Source organism: Limnohabitans sp. TEGF002, assembly GCF_055395845.1.
In genome coordinates, this window is record NZ_AP029224.1 from 917,649 (window position 1) to 931,116 (window position 13,468).

A 13,468-nucleotide genomic window follows, 5' to 3' on the forward strand; every position below is an offset into this window, starting at 1 on the left:
TTATTTCTTCAAGGCGGCCAGTTGCTTGTCAATATCTGCCAACTGTTTGGCTTTGTCCGCTGCGGCCAATTTGTCATCGCCCTCCACCTTGCGGCGGTCCTTGAACAACTCCAGTTGACGGATCGGGATCAGTTGGTCGTTGCTGGATTCGCGAAAGCCACCGTAGTTGTAGATGTTCTTGAGCACGGCTTTTTCTGCCGGATCGTTCTTGGCGTAGTTCAGAACAAAATTTTTGATCTTGGTTTTGACGGCCGGGTCCATGTCCTTGCGCCACACAAACGGGTCGCTCGGGATCAAGGGGCTTTTCCAGATCACGCGCAACTGGCTGAACAAATCAGGCTTGGCACTTTCGAGCTTGCCCATGTCTTCGGTGTTGTTGGTCGCCACATCGACTTGCTTGGCCAAAGTGGCTTGGATGTTGGCGCCATGGCTGGCGTTGCGCACCGTCTTGAAAGTGTTGCGCGCTTCGATGTTGCGCTGGGCAAAAATGTAATAAGAGGGCACTAAAAAGCCCGATGTCGAATTGGGGTCGCCAATACCGAAATTGATGTTCTTGCCGTTGGCGATCACATCGTCCAGTGTTTTGTAAGGGCTGTCCTTGTGGGTGATCAACAAGGCGTGGTAACCGAAGCTGCCGTCCGCGTACATCAGTTGCGCAAAGACTTCGCCGTTGGCGCGGTCCACCGCTTCCATGGCGGCTTTGTTGCCGTACCAGGCCACCTGGATCTTGTTGAAGCGCATGGCCTCAATCACACCGGCGTAATCTGGGGCGTAAAACGACTGGATTTTCAGGCCCGTCTTTTTCTCCATGTCGCGGAAGAAGGGCTCCCAGCGCTCACGCTGCGCCGAAGCCGAGTCGGTGGCAATGATGCCAAAACTGATGTCTTGAGCATAGGCGCCGATAGCGCTCAGGGAAATCAGGCCGGTGGCCAGAATGCGGGCAAGTTTCATGGTGAGTCCTCAGGTTGGAAAAATCAATGCGCCAGAAGTTGGAGCGTCGGGTTGAAAAGGGGATCCGGGGTTTCGGGTGGGTGGTCCATGAACAACTCATCCGAATGCGTGCCGTACAGCTCGCGCAAACGTTGGTTGTCCAGACCCAAAGGGGGGCCGTCGTAGACCAGGCGACCTTCGCGCAAGGCGATGATGCGATCGCAGTACTGACGCGCCAGGTTCACGTTGTGCAAACTGATGACCAAGGTCATGTCCTGATCTCGTTGCAGCTGCCGCAGCAAATCCATCACCCTGCGGGTGGATTCGGGATCGAGCGAAGCCACAGGTTCATCCGCCAGCAAAATGCGAGCGCCTTGCACCAAGGCACGGGCAATGGCAGCACGCTGCTGTTGGCCACCAGAGAGCGTCGATGCCCGTTGCATGGCCTGTTCTGACAGGCCCACCGAGTGCAAGGCTTTGAGTGCTTTGAATTTTTCTTCGGGTGTGAACCAGCCGAGCAAACTTCTGTGCAGGGGAATGTGGGGCAAAAGCCCCGTCATCACGTTGGTCAGCACATCCATGCGGCCGACCAAATTGAACTGCTGGAAGATGATGCCAATGTGGGTGCGCAGTTGCCGCACATTCGGGCTCAGCTTGCCCGATTTCTGCAGGCTCTCGCCCCACAAATGGATTTCACTGTCCACACCATCGAGCCGCTCGAGTCCGCACAGACTCCGCAGCAACGTGGACTTGCCCGAACCCGAGGCACCCAGCAAGCCCACACACTCGCCCTTTTTGATGCGCAGATCGATGGCTTGAAGCGCTTGCCGATCCTTGCGAAAGGATTTGCAGGCATTGATGACGCGGATGGCAGATTCTTCATTTGACATAGAAGGCATCTTGCAAAGTGCCTGTGACGATGTGATGAAGGAAATGTGTCATTCCCATGTCGCACCTGTTTTGTCATGCTCTTGACACGTATCCGATCCACAGTCTCGCCATGCAAAAAATGATGAACACACTTTTGGCGCTGTATGAGCAGGGCGGAGACATGGTCTATGCGGGTGAGTCGGTTACCCAGTTGATGCACGCCTGGCAATGCGGACGGTTGGCTGAAAAGTCAGGGGCCAGTGAAGCTTTGCAGCTGGCCAGTTGGTTGCACGATGTAGGCCATTTGTGGGTGAATCTGGAGGGCACACCAACCCTTCGCGGTCAAGATGATATGCATGAAATGATCGGTGCGCAGGTCCTGCTGCCTTTGTTTGGTTCCGCTGTTTCTGAGCCAGTGCGTTTGCATGTGCAGGCCAAGCGCTATTTGGTCAGCACACGAGAGACATATGCCCGAAAGTTGTCTCCCGATTCCGTGCGAAGCCTGAGTTTGCAAGGTGGGCCCATGGCGCCAGAAGAGTGCGGGGCTTTTGAAGCGGAGACTTTTTTCGCCGATGCCGTGAAGCTGCGCGTCTGGGATGATCTGGGTAAAAAGTCTGGTTGGTTTGAAGACACACGCCAAGATGCCTTGGATCATTTGAAGCATTTGATGGATTGCGTGGCGAGTAACAACGTCACTCAAATTTAATAAAAAAGACACGTCTTTGACATGCATGAAGACGACCATGACATTCAGGATCAAAAGGAGCTGAAGTCATGAAAGAGTTACCCAACCCCACCTTCGCGCTGTCCCCTGTTCAATTGCCCAGGGGGTCACTTCATCCGGGATCAGCTGGTACCGGTTTGGACTTTTTGCCTCGGCGTGTGCAAAGCACCATTGAAGTCAGCTGGGCGCAGCATCTCGACGAAGTTCGGGAAGCCCAACGACTGAGGTATCAGGTTTTTGCCACTGAACTGGGTGCGCGTTTGCCCAAAAAAGTGCCAGGGCATGACATCGATTTATTTGACGACTATTGCGAACACCTCTTGGTCCGAGACAGCGCTTCTGGTCAGGTCATTGGTACCTACCGGGTGCTTACGCCCGCACAGGCCAAGCGTGCAGGCAGCACCTACAGCGACACCGAATTTGATCTGACCCGACTGCGCGATCTGCGCAACCGCATGGTCGAGTTGGGCCGCAGTTGCGTGCACGCAGATCACCGCCATGGCGGCGTCATCATGGCCTTGTGGGGGGCCTTGTTTGAGTTCATGGACCGTAACCGTCTGGACACCATGATCGGTTGTGCCAGCATCCCCATGCTGCACAACGGTTTGGTAACAGGCGATGTCGCTGCCAGCATCTGGCACCAGTTGCGCCAAACCCATTTGGCAGATATTCAGTTCCATGTGCGGCCACGCCTGGCTTTGCCTGTGGAAGAGTTGAACCATGGCTTGCAAATTGAACCACCGGCGCTCATCAAAGGTTATTTGCGACTGGGCGCCAAGGTGTTGGGCGCGCCGGCTTGGGACCCGGATTTCAATACGGCTGATCTGCCGATGATGATGCGCACGGCCGATTTGCCCATGCGCTATCGCAAGCACTTTTCCATGGGGGCCGTATGACAACAGCCGTTCCAAATTCGCCGGTTGGTGCCCTGTTCAAAACCTCGTATGCGGGTGTCGATGACAGCTTGGCTCAGGCATTGCCTGCTCTGCTGCCCCCGTTGATGAGGGAGATGGACGATTCCGATGAAGACAATATGCCCGCAGACCGACCCCGTTTGCGGGCAATTTTCATTTCCGACCTGCACATTGGCACACCTGGCTTTCAGGCAGAAGCTTTGCTTGATTTTTTGAAGCACCACCCCAGTGATGTGTTGTATTTGGTGGGTGACATCGTGGACGGTTGGCAATTGCGCAGGCGTTGGTTTTGGCCTCAAAGCCACAACGATGTGGTTCAAAAATTGTTACGCCGAGCGCGCAAAGGGTGTCGCGTCATTTATGTGCCGGGCAACCACGATGAGTTTGCGCGACATTTTGTGGGGCATGCTTTTGGCGGTGTCGAGGTGGTGCACGATACGTCCCACACCACGGCCAAAGGGCTCAAGTTGTGGGTCGTGCATGGTGACCATTTTGACGGTGTGATCCAGTGCGCCAAGTGGTTGGCCTATGTGGGCGATTGGTTGTACGAATTCACTTTGCGGCTCAACCGTCACCTCAACAGCTTCAGGGCCCGCATCGGCTTGGAGTATTGGTCCTTGTCGGCCTACCTCAAACTCAAGGTCAAGAAGGCCGTCAATTTCATCAGTGACTTTGAAGTGGCTGTAGCGCAAGAGGCCAAACGCCGGGGTTTTGATGGTGTGGTGTGTGGCCACATTCACCACGCCGAAATTCGCGATGTGAACGGCACCTTGTACTGCAACGACGGTGATTGGGTAGAAAGCCGCACCGCCTTGGTCGAACACGCCGATGGTCGTCTGGAAATCATCCACTGGGCCGGTCAAGCGGTGGTGGTGAACGCCTTACCCGCGCAGGCGGTGCCTGCATGAAGTTGGCACTGATCACCGACGCCTGGCACCCTCAGGTCAATGGGGTGGTGACCACTTTGCATGAATTGGTGGAGGCTTTGGGCCCAATGGGTGTCCAGGTCAGTGTGCTGCATCCTGGTTTGTTCAAAAGTCGACCTTGCCCAGGTTATGCGGGCATTGATTTGGCGGTGCGCCCTTACAAAGCCTTGGCCGAGATGCTCGACAGTCTGTCGCCCGATGCTGTACACATCGCCACCGAAGGGCCGTTGGGTTGGGCTGCTCGCAAGCACTGTCTCAAAAGGGGTTGGCGTTTCACCACCGCTTTTCATACCAAGTTTCCGGAAATCCTTCGAGCGGCTTTGCGTGTGCCTTTGTTCCTGGGCTACGCCTTGTTTCGGCGCTTTCACCGGCCCTCTTCGGGGGTGATGGTGCCGACCCAAGGCGTTTTGCGCATGTTGCAAGCCAGAGGTTTCCAGTCGTTGAAACCCTGGACCCATGGGGTGGATTTGTCCTTGTTTTCGTACCAGCCTCAGGCGGTGGCTTTGCCCGAGCTGGCGCATCTGCCGCGCCCTTGGGCTTTGTATGTGGGGCGTGTCTCGTATGAAAAAAACATCGATGCCTTTTTGAGCATGCCCTGGTCGGGAACGCGCATCGTGTGTGGAGAGGGCCCTTTGGCTGCGCAGTTGCAGGCGACTTATCCTGATGTGGTTTGGATGGGGGTCTTGCCGCGTCCGCAATTGGCGCGGGTTTATGCGGCTGCGGATGTGTTTGTATTCCCTTCGCGCAATGAAACCTTTGGCCTTGTCATGCTCGAAGCCATGGCCTGCGGCACGCCGGTCGCCGCGTATCCGGTGGATGGGCCCCTGCAAGTCTTGGGTGCTGATCAAGGATCGCCCAAAGGGGGTGTGCTGGACCACAATTTGGCCGAAGCCACTGTGCAGGCTTTGAAGTTGCCTCGCGAAGAGGCCAGGCTGAGGGCTGAAGCCTTTGGCTGGCCCCAGACGGTGGCTTTATTCAGAACCTACTTGATGCCCATCAAGGCCGAGGGAAAACCATGACGCAGATTCACATCCTTGTCATCAAACTGACTTGATGGCTTCTTAGACTCATTTGAAATGACTCAAATGTGTGCCATGGACAAATCACTTTCACAGACCACGTCGGCAGACCATGCTTCGGATTTTTTGGACCGGGACCTGAGTATTTTGGCGTTCAATGAGCGTGTCCTCGACTGGGCGCATCGTCCCGAAGTTCCGGTACTCGAACGCTTGCGCTATCTGTGCATTGTGTCCTCCAACCTGGACGAGTTCTTTGAGGTGCGTGCTGAGCCTCATGTGATGGGCAGCTTGCAGGAGATCAAGTCCGGCCAATACACCCCAGACAGCTTGGCGGCCATTGCCGACAAAACCAACGCCATGGTGACGCGTCAATACGCGCTGTACAACGACGATTTGCTGCCCACTTTGCAGCGTCATGGTTACCGCTTGTTGTCGCATGGTGAGCGCAATGCCGAGCAACGCCGCTGGGTGCGCAGCTACTTCCAGCGCGAGGTGCAGCCGCTGCTGGTGCCCGTGGGTCTGGATCCAGCCCATCCTTTTCCTCAAGTGGCCAACAAATCGCTCAACTTCATTGTTCAGTTGTCGGGCAAGGATGCTTTCGGGCGTGCCAATGAAATCGCCATCGTCAAGGTGCCACGTGTCTTGCCACGGGTGATCGCCTTGCCGGACCGCGTGTGTGAAGGCACCAAGGCTTTTGTGCTGTTGTCCAGCGTGATCCGCGCCCATCTGGCCGAGTTGTTTCCGGGTCGTGAGGTCGGACAGTTCTCGCAGTTCAGGGTCACGCGTCATTCGGACCTGGCGGTGGATGAAGATGAAATCGCCAATTTGCGCATGGCCCTGCGTCAAGGGCTGCAGCACCGTCACTATGGCCAGGCGGTTCGCCTGGAAGTCTCGTCCAACTGTGCGCCCCGATTGGCAGAGTTTTTGCGCAAAGAGTTTCGCCTGCCCGAGGCGTCGGTGTTCCGGGTCAATGGTCCGGTGAACTTGGTGCGCTTGATGCAGTTGATCGATCTGGTGCCTGCGCCGGACTTGCTTTTTCCGCCCTTCAAAGCCAGCTTTCCGGTGCAACTGCCGCAACACGGCTCGGTGTTCAATCGGCTCAAAGAGGGTGATGTGGTGATCCACCAACCCTTTGAAAGTTTCGACGGTGTATTGGCCTTTTTGCGAGAAGCCGTGATGGATCCGAATGTGCTGGCCATCAAGCAAACCATTTACCGCGCAGGCAGCGACACCACCATGATGGATTTGCTGCGCGAGGCGGTGCGCCGGGGCAAAGAAGTGACGGCGGTGGTGGAGCTCAAAGCCCGATTTGACGAAGAGGCCAACATCAACTGGGCCGAGCAACTTGAATCGATTGGCGCGCAAGTGGTCTATGGCATCGTGGGCCTGAAGACGCACGCCAAAATGCTGCTCGTCACCCGCCGCGAAGGCCGCGTGCTGCGCCGCTATGGCCATCTGTCCACCGGCAATTACAACCGCCGCACCGCCGCGCTGTACACCGACATCAGCTACCTCACGGCCAATGCAGAGATTACCGCCGACATGGATCAGTTGTTCGGACATTTGGCCAGCCAAAGCCGCTTGCCCAAAATGAAGCGTTTGTTGGTGGCGCCTTTTAACTTGCATGCTCAGATGCAAACCCTCATCGAGGCAGTGGGCAACGCGGCTGCGCGTGGTGCAACTGGGCGCATCGTCATCAAGATGAATGCCTTGACCGATCAGCCCCTGATGGAAGCCCTGTTGGAGGCTGGAAAAAAGGGGGCGAAGATCGATTTGATTGTTCGCGGGGCCTGCATGCTCCCCGCCGGGGTGGTTGGCTTGAGCGACAACATTCGCGTGCGCTCGGTCATTGGTCGGTTTTTGGAGCACTCACGGGTGTTTTATTTCTGCGCAGATCAAGACGAATCGCTGTATTTGTCGAGCGCCGACTGGATGAGCCGCAATATGACGCGTCGCATCGAATTGGCTTGGCCCGTGACCGACCCGTTGCTGCGCCAGCGCATCATTGACGAATGCTTGATCGCCTATCTGCACGATGGCCGTGACGCTTGGGATCTTTCCCCGAATGGCCAGTATCACCGCGTGGGCCTGACGGCACCGGGGCCTGGTGCCCAGCAAGCGCTGATGCAGCGCTACAGTGCAGCAACCGAGCAGGAGTGAGTGCCATGGACTTGATCGTGTGGCGGCATGCAGAAGCCCATGAAGCCGAGCCCGGTGAAGATGACATGACCAGGGCTTTGACGCCTCGCGGACGCAAACAGGCCGAACGCATGGCCACTTGGCTAGATGCCCAGTTGCCACAAGGCACCCGCGTGCTTTGCAGCCCGGCTGTGAGGTCAGAGCAAACGGTGCAAGCCCTGGGCCGCAAATACAAAGTTCGCGACGCCCTGTCCCCAGGTGCCAGCGTGGCCGATGTGCTGGAAACCTCGGGTTGGCCCGACGCGCGTTACCCAGTCTTGCTGGTAGGCCACCAGCCGGCACTGGGCGGCATGGTGGCGCAATTGCTGGGCATGCCCGAGGCCGCATGCGCCATTCGCAAAGGAGCGGTTTGGTGGCTGCGCCACCGCATCCGCGAAGGTCAGGCGCAAAGCGTGCTGCTGGCTGTGACGTGTCCTGAGCGTTTGTGATCAGGCAGTTGGATACCGCCCTCAGTCTTTGCTTGGGCGTCCGGTCTTGATGGTGGGCACGTTGGCCATGGCCTTTTTGAAAGCGGTGTCGGCCATTCCAGCCAATGCCTGAAGGCCAGCACGGATCAGTTCGCTCTTTTTGACTTCAACACCCAAGGTCATCGCACGTTTTTTCATCTCGCCGATTTGCAGCAACTCGGTCTTGGGCAAGGTGAAGCTGTCGCGAACGACTTTGACCTTTTTCTCTTTAATGGTTTTACTGGGCAAGTCAGAGGCTTTTTTATCCAGGGCTTTGGGTTGAGCCGTTTGGGTTTGACTCATCTTGCCGGTAACTGGCACGGCTGGCTGTTTGACAGCCGTCTTTGCCGATTGGACGGGTTTGCGTTTTGGCGCAGGCGTGGCGTTTTTAGCCCGGTTTGGTGCTGTACTTTGGCCAGGCGCATGGACTGGTTTAGTCTTGGCGGCCGTTTTTTTAGGGCTGGGCTTGGGGGCCGCAGTTTTAATGGGAGATTTGGCGACTGTGGTGGTGCTCATGATGGCGCAATTTTTAAATTAACGGGATATACAGTTTATACCGTTGATTTTAATTGGGCAAGTTATTGGCCTTCAGGGCCTGGAGAATCTCAGTTGGAAAGAACTTGCAAAAACCAATCGGTCTTTTGCCAAGCGTTTTTTTCTTCGCGCAACAGGTGCGCCGACTGTGGCCAAAGGTCAGCCCATTCACCGTCCATTTGCAAAGTGGCAGTTCGGCGATCTGTATCGAATTGAATGTGCAAACCGGATAAATCAGGATCGCGCCGTGCATGGCACAAAATGACAGCCAGACGCAGCGCCATGAGTTGTTGGACAAAGCGGATGTCTACCAAGTCTGTTTCCAGCTTCCGCAGTTTGCCCCGGTGACCCAAGACCAGCTGGCTCAAGCGGTGCAGTTCGTCCAACGTGAAGCCGGGTAGATCCGTGTTGTCCAGAATGTATGCGCCATGCTTGTGGTAATCGCTGTGCGAGATGCGCATGCCGGTCTCGTGAAGCTGGCAGGCCCAGTGCAGTTTTTGCAAATGGCGTTGGCTTTCGATTTTGGGTACATCGGTTTCCGAAGTGAGCATGTCTTGCAAGAGGCCCTGGGCTGTTCGCGAGACTCGACCGGCCTGGTGTGCGTCGGTGCCAAAGCGTTGGGCCAGCCAGTCCACCATGGATGATCTGACATCCTGGGGGCTTTCGCGGTCGATCAGATCGTAGAGTGCGCCGTGGCGCAAAGCCCCTTGCGCGGCATGCATCTCATCGATTTGCAACAAATCAAACACCGCTTGCAAAACCGCCAGTCCGCCACCAATCACTGGCTTGCGCTCTTCTTTGACACCTTCCAAGCGCAGGTTGTCTATTTTTTGAGCTTTGATGAGACGTTCTTTGAGCCAAGACAGCCCATCTCGTGTGACACGTCCCTCGGGCCAGCCGGCCTGGGTCAAGACCTCAGAAACCGCGCCTACAGTCCCTGAAGAGCCGTAACACTTGTCCCAGTGCTGGCGGTTGAACAAAATGGGGGCTTCGTCAAGCACCGCCATGGCCCCAATTTCTGCAGCTTTGAATGCCTGTGAGGTCCAGAGTCCATCAGGGAAGTATTTCATCGACCACCCCACGCTTCCAACGCGGTAAGACTCCAATGTGTTGGCTGTCTCGTTGTGCCCCAAAATCATCTCGGTTGAGCGCCCCCCAATGTCGACAACCAGTCTGCGCTCATTCGATTGAGGGAGCAGGTGAGACACACCAAGGTAGATGAGACGGGCTTCTTCGCGCCCGGCAATCACCTCGATCGGGAAGCCCAGAATCCGCTTGGCCTTGGCCATGAAAACATCGCGGTTACGGGCCTCACGCAAGGTTTGGGTGGCCACGGCACGCACTTGACTGGGTTTAAAGCCGGCAATGCGTTCACCAAATCGGGCCAAGCATTCCCAGCCCCGAACCATCGCCTCATCAGTCAGGTTGCGATCGGCATCCAGCCCATTGCCTTGACGCACGGTTTCCTTGATGTATTCCACGCGCCGCAGTTGGCCCGCATCCATCTGACCAATTTCGAGGCGAAAACTGTTGGAGCCCAGATCAATGGCGGCGTACAGGGATTTATTGTGCATGGGGCGCGGAAATACAAAACTTTGATTATGTGACCGAATTGTGAAAATAGGATGACGAGAAAACCAATCTGGTGAGGACGTTGGGCCTTGTGGGGCTTGCGCAGGTTCAGGTCTGCGCGCCCTTGAACGGTGCCCAGCGGTTGATCAAAGTCACCAGCGTCAGCATCACGGGCACTTCCACCAGCACGCCCACTACGGTGGCCAAGGCTGCACCCGAATTCAGGCCAAACAGTGAGATGGCTACGGCCACCGCGAGTTCGAAAAAGTTGGAGGTGCCGATCAGGCAAGCGGGTCCGGCCACGTTGTGAGGCAATTTGAGCCAGCGCGCGCCCCACCAGGCGATGAAGAAAATGCCGTAGGTCTGCAGCACGAGGGGCACGGCAATCATGGCGATCACCAACGGTTTATCGATGATGGTTTGGGCCTGAAAGCCAAATAACAAGACCACAGTGGCGATCAAGCCCGAGACCGACCAGGGCTTGAGTTGGGCCATGCGCTTGTGCAAGTGTTCAGGCTCGCTTGCGAGCCACAGGCGGCGGCACAGCATGCCTGCGGCCAAAGGCAACACCACATACAGCACGGTGGAAAGCACCAGAGTTTCCCAAGGCACCGTGACATTGGTTATCCCCAGCAAAAATGCTGCAATGGGCGCGAACGCTACCACCATGATGAGATCGTTCACCGAGACCTGCACCAAGGTGTAATTGGCGTCACCCTTGACCAGTTGGCTCCACACAAACACCATGGCCGTGCATGGGGCCACGCCCAGCAAGATCATCCCGGCTATGTATGCGTTGGCCGATTGCGGATCGACCCAAGGGGCAAAGAGGTATTGAAAAAACAGCACCCCCAAAGCTGCCATGGTGAAGGGCTTGATGAGCCAGTTGACCACCAGTGTGAGCAGCAGGCCTTGAGGCTTTTGGCCCACGTTCTTCACGGCGCTCCAGTCTATTTGCACCATCATCGGGAAAATCATCACCCAGATAAACACCGCCACCACCAGGTTGACGTGTGCAACCTCAACCTTAGCCACGGCTTGAAACAGGCCGGGTACCAGCAGGCCCACACCCACCCCGGCCGCAATGCCCAAAGCCACCCAAATCGACAAGAAGCGCTCAAAAATACCCATGATCTATTGTGAACTCAGAACTTGGCGCTGAAATTGGGCAGCAGCTTCGAACCCGTTTTGGGCTTTACTCTTGGCCGATTTTTTGCAATTCTTTGTGCAAAGACAAACGGTCCAGTTTGTCCATGGGCAGGCTGAGCAAGATCGAAATGCGGCGGTGCAACTTCATGAAAGCATCCCAAAAGGCTTTGGCTTTTTCCTCTTCAGTGTCGGTGGCATGACCGGGATCTTCCACGCCCCAGTGCGCGGTCATGGGTTGACCTGGCCACACGGGGCAAACCTCGCCCGAGGCGTTGTCACACACCGTGATCACAAAATCCATGACTGGGGCCCCGGGCGCAGCAAATTCGTCCCATGATTTGCTGCGCAAGCCTTGGGTGCTTAGTTGGTTGCGCGCCAAACAATCGGCTGCGCCGGGTTTGATGTGCCCCGCAGGCTGGCTGCCAGCGCTGTAGGCCACAAATCGTTGTGGTGCCAGGTGGTTCATGATGGCCTCGGCCATGATGCTGCGCGACGAGTTGCCGGTGCAAATGAAAAGGATGTTGAACGAAGCCATGGAAATTCTCCTGAAAATGTGAAGTCGCCGCTCAGCAACGGCCTGGTTCGCAAGTGAGGTTGAGCGTATCGCCGCAGGGCACACCTTGGCAGCAGTGCGCTGTCAAAAAGTCCATCAGGCTTTGCATGGCACCCAGGTCGGCGCGGTAGCGTAAAAATCGGCCTTCGCGTTGCACACTGATCAAAGCTGCGTGGTGCAGTTCCTTGAGATGAAACGACAGTGTGTTGGCGGGAATGTCCAGCGCTGCTGACAACTGCCCAGGTTGAATGCCCTCAGGGCCCGTGCCCACGATGGCGCGAAACACCTTCAGGCGCGAGCTTTGCGCCAAAGCCGCCAAGGCCTTGACGGCCAAGTCCTCGTCCATGACGCTGAAAAGTGAAACGGGGCTCATGGAGTGGTCTTTTCCGTTGGGGTGTGGGTCTGTAAGCCCATGGTTGGACTGACCGGTAAGCGCAGCGTGGCCAGCCAGCAAACGGCCAGCATCAGTGCCGAACCCAACAGCGCGTACATCAGGCCGCCCCATTGGTAAAGCAATCCCGACAGCAGAGTGCCCATGAAGCGCCCCAATGCGTTAGCCGCGTAATAAAAGCCCACGTCTTCGGCAGCTTTTTCCGAGCCGGCATAGGCCAGGATCAGGTAGCTGTGCACCGACGAGTTGATGGCAAAGGCAAAGCCAAACAGACCCAAGCCGCCGACCACCCACCACTGCAGTTGAGGCGCTTGCAGCCACACGGCTGCCGCAATGCCCAGCGGAATGACCGCCAGCACGGCCGACCACCAGCGCGCTGCGGGCACCTCATGGCTCAGGCCATCTGCGCTGCGGCGCACCAGTTGGGGGGCCAGCGCTTGCACCAGGCCGTAGCCAATGGTCCAGGCCGCCAAAAAGCCGCCCACCATGGTGAAGGTCCAGCCCACCGAATACAAAAACACCGGCACGCCCACCACAAACCACACATCACGCGCTCCAAACAAGGCCACGCGGGCAGCGGCCAAAGCGTTGATGCCCGGGTTTTTGGCGAACAGCTCACGCGCTGATCCCGAGGCCTTGCTCTTGCCCATCATGGGTGGCAAGCTGGTGACCACGCCGAGCAACACCACCGCCAGCACAGCGGCCATGGCCCAAAGCGAGCCTTGAAAGCCCAGCGTTTCCAGCAGCACGCCGCCCAAGAAAAAACCAAAGCCTTTCATGGCGTTTTTGCTGCCCGTGAACCAGGCCACCCACTTGAACAATTGGCCATTGCCTGTGTCTTTGGCCTGCGCTTGCGTGATTTTGATGGCCGATTTGCTGGCGGTTTTGGTCAGGTCTTTGGCCACGCCGCACACCCCTTGCGCCAACACCACCCAGGCTACCGACAGGGCCGCTGTCCAGTCCGGCTGCAGCGCCGACAGCAAACCAAATCCGATGATCTGCGTGACCAAGCCCACGGTGAGCATGCGGGCAATGCCATAGCGCGTGGCCAGCCAGCCGCCCACCAGGTTGGCCAGCACCCCAGCGGCTTCGTACAGCAAGAACAAAAACGCCAGCGTGAACGGTGAGTAGCCCAGCTTGTAAAAGTGCAGCAACACCAACATGCGCAAAGCGCCGTCGGTCAGGGTAAAGCCCCAATAGGCCGCGGTGACGATACCGTAATTTCTTTCAGCGGCGTTCAT

General features: G+C 56.9%; 14 protein-coding genes. 6 read left to right on the top strand and 8 right to left on the bottom strand.

All coding sequences use genetic code 11. From position 1 onward, the window contains the following. Together phnD and phnC are read right to left on the bottom strand one after the other, a co-directional pair. Entirely contained in the window at nucleotides 1-951 is a 951-nt protein-coding gene (phnD, locus tag ACZ5SR_RS04655) for a phosphonate ABC transporter substrate-binding protein (RefSeq protein WP_464450403.1), read from the bottom strand. A 23-nt stretch (nucleotides 952-974) separates the two neighbouring features. Continuing rightward, entirely contained in the window at nucleotides 975-1,820 is an 846-nt protein-coding gene (gene phnC / locus ACZ5SR_RS04660; RefSeq protein ID WP_464450404.1) for a phosphonate ABC transporter ATP-binding protein, read from the bottom strand. Nucleotides 1,821-1,876: 56 nt separating this feature from the next. Here phnC and ACZ5SR_RS04665 point away from each other — a divergent pair, with 56 nt between their 5' ends. From ACZ5SR_RS04665 to ACZ5SR_RS04690, 6 genes are all read left to right on the top strand, one after another. Further along, a complete protein-coding gene (locus ACZ5SR_RS04665; RefSeq protein WP_464450405.1) occupies nucleotides 1,877-2,506 on the top strand; it encodes an HD domain-containing protein in 630 nt (209 codons plus the stop codon). 68 nt (nucleotides 2,507-2,574) lie between these two features. Next, nucleotides 2,575-3,420, top strand: coding sequence for a GNAT family N-acetyltransferase (locus ACZ5SR_RS04670; protein ID WP_464450406.1), 846 nt, complete (start codon nucleotides 2,575-2,577; stop codon nucleotides 3,418-3,420). Between the two features lie 113 nt (nucleotides 3,421-3,533). Beyond that, nucleotides 3,534-4,346 carry a UDP-2,3-diacylglucosamine diphosphatase gene (locus ACZ5SR_RS04675; RefSeq protein WP_464450407.1) on the top strand — a complete coding sequence of 271 codons (813 nt, stop codon included), beginning with the start codon at nucleotides 3,534-3,536 and terminating at the stop codon, nucleotides 4,344-4,346. Continuing rightward, entirely contained in the window at nucleotides 4,343-5,383 is a 1,041-nt protein-coding gene (locus ACZ5SR_RS04680; protein ID WP_464450408.1) for a glycosyltransferase family 4 protein, read from the top strand. The genes ACZ5SR_RS04675 and ACZ5SR_RS04680 overlap by 4 nt, the downstream gene beginning before the upstream one ends. A gap of 75 nt (nucleotides 5,384-5,458) precedes the next feature. Next, nucleotides 5,459-7,543, top strand: coding sequence for a polyphosphate kinase 1 (ppk1, locus tag ACZ5SR_RS04685; RefSeq protein WP_464450409.1), 2,085 nt, complete (start codon nucleotides 5,459-5,461; stop codon nucleotides 7,541-7,543). A gap of 5 nt (nucleotides 7,544-7,548) precedes the next feature. Further along, nucleotides 7,549-8,010 carry a SixA phosphatase family protein gene (locus ACZ5SR_RS04690; RefSeq protein WP_464450410.1) on the top strand — a complete coding sequence of 154 codons (462 nt, stop codon included), beginning with the start codon at nucleotides 7,549-7,551 and terminating at the stop codon, nucleotides 8,008-8,010. A gap of 21 nt (nucleotides 8,011-8,031) precedes the next feature. Here ACZ5SR_RS04690 and ACZ5SR_RS04695 read toward each other — a convergent pair whose 3' ends face one another. The 6 genes from ACZ5SR_RS04695 to arsJ all read right to left on the bottom strand — a co-directional run bounded on the left by ACZ5SR_RS04695 (nucleotide 8,032) and on the right by arsJ (nucleotide 13,468). Beyond that, nucleotides 8,032-8,544 (bottom strand): hypothetical protein, encoded by a 513-nt coding sequence (locus ACZ5SR_RS04695; RefSeq protein WP_464450411.1) that lies wholly within the window; start codon nucleotides 8,542-8,544, stop codon nucleotides 8,032-8,034. An 89-nt stretch (nucleotides 8,545-8,633) separates the two neighbouring features. Continuing rightward, nucleotides 8,634-10,136, bottom strand: coding sequence for a Ppx/GppA phosphatase family protein (locus ACZ5SR_RS04700; RefSeq protein ID WP_464450412.1), 1,503 nt, complete (start codon nucleotides 10,134-10,136; stop codon nucleotides 8,634-8,636). A gap of 106 nt (nucleotides 10,137-10,242) precedes the next feature. Further along, nucleotides 10,243-11,265, bottom strand: a complete 1,023-nt coding sequence (gene arsB, locus ACZ5SR_RS04705) for an ACR3 family arsenite efflux transporter (protein WP_464450413.1) — start codon at nucleotides 11,263-11,265, stop codon at nucleotides 10,243-10,245. 64 nt (nucleotides 11,266-11,329) lie between these two features. Then, nucleotides 11,330-11,818 (bottom strand): arsenate reductase ArsC, encoded by a 489-nt coding sequence (locus tag ACZ5SR_RS04710; protein WP_464450414.1) that lies wholly within the window; start codon nucleotides 11,816-11,818, stop codon nucleotides 11,330-11,332. A gap of 31 nt (nucleotides 11,819-11,849) precedes the next feature. Continuing rightward, nucleotides 11,850-12,182 (bottom strand): ArsR/SmtB family transcription factor, encoded by a 333-nt coding sequence (locus tag ACZ5SR_RS04715; protein WP_464451017.1) that lies wholly within the window; start codon nucleotides 12,180-12,182, stop codon nucleotides 11,850-11,852. 23 nt (nucleotides 12,183-12,205) lie between these two features. After that, entirely contained in the window at nucleotides 12,206-13,468 is a 1,263-nt protein-coding gene (gene arsJ, locus ACZ5SR_RS04720) for an organoarsenical effux MFS transporter ArsJ (protein WP_464450415.1), read from the bottom strand.